At 58.3% G+C, this 928-nt stretch carries 2 protein-coding genes; both read right to left on the reverse strand.

Annotation, left to right across the window (positions count from 1 at the left end):
- A partial coding sequence (gene flhC, locus WG899_RS22265) for a flagellar transcriptional regulator FlhC (protein ID WP_339597825.1) occupies positions 1-452 on the reverse strand: 452 nt, incomplete at its 3' end.
- Positions 453-494: 42 nt separating this feature from the next.
- A complete protein-coding gene (flhD, locus tag WG899_RS22270) occupies positions 495-818 on the reverse strand; it encodes a flagellar transcriptional regulator FlhD (protein ID WP_263539864.1) in 324 nt (107 codons plus the stop codon).
- Positions 819-928: the final 110 nt, after the last annotated feature.

Raw genomic sequence — 928 nt, forward strand, 5'->3', positions numbered from 1 at the left:
ATCTCGTGCGGGTGCGTGACGAAGTGGCCGCCGCAGTCCGAGCACTTGGTCATGGTCAGCATGCCGTTGTCGATGAACTTCACCAAGCGCCAAGCGCGGGTGATGGACAACATCGCTTCCAGGCCTTGCGCCTGGGTTTGTTCTTGGTAGAGCTGGTAGGCCTTGATGACCGCATCAATCTCGTCCAGCTCCGAGACCTTGTTCAGGTACTCATGCACATTCAAGAACAGAGAAGCATGGATGTTCGGCTGCCAAGTCATGAACCAGTCTGTCGAGAACGGCAGCTGGCCCTTGCTGGGGCTCTTGCCCGAGACTTCCTTGTACAGGCGCAGCAGGCGCTCGTAAGACATATCCGTTTCCGACTCCAAGACCTGCAGGCGCGCGCCCAGGTTGATCAGGGTCACCGCACGTTCGATTTGGCGGGCTTCGGTCACGATGCTCTTGTTGCGCATGATGGGGTCTCGGTCAGAAAGAGGTTCGGAGAGATTCTGGAATCAGGCGGCTTCTTGGTGGCGGCCGGCCATCAGGATCGAAGCGTGCAAGCGAGACACGCCGTCGTTGGCGGCCGACTTGCCGTGGCTGGTCAGCAAGCCCCAGACCAGGTCGTCGTCCATGCGGAAGCGGCACAGCAGGGTGTTGCCGGAGGCAATCTTCATCAACTGGGCCGGGCTCAGCGTGGCGATCAGCGTGGCGGTGTCTTCCGAGATGCCCAAACGGTACAGGGCCTGCTCACGGTCAGCGCGGATCAGGTTCTGCGCCAGCATCAGGTAAGACAGATTGGCTTCACGGATTTCGGCGAGGATTTGGTCTGCGTTCATTTGGCGGCTCCAGGTTTTGGACTTCACGATTCGTAACAACTTGGAACGAATTGTGAAGACTCAAACAAGACCGCAACATCAGCCCAAATCCAGGCCTTGAGTCCTTGTTT

Source organism: Paucibacter hankyongi, assembly GCF_037482915.1.
Lineage (GTDB): Bacteria > Pseudomonadota > Gammaproteobacteria > Burkholderiales > Burkholderiaceae_C > Paucibacter_A > Paucibacter_A hankyongi.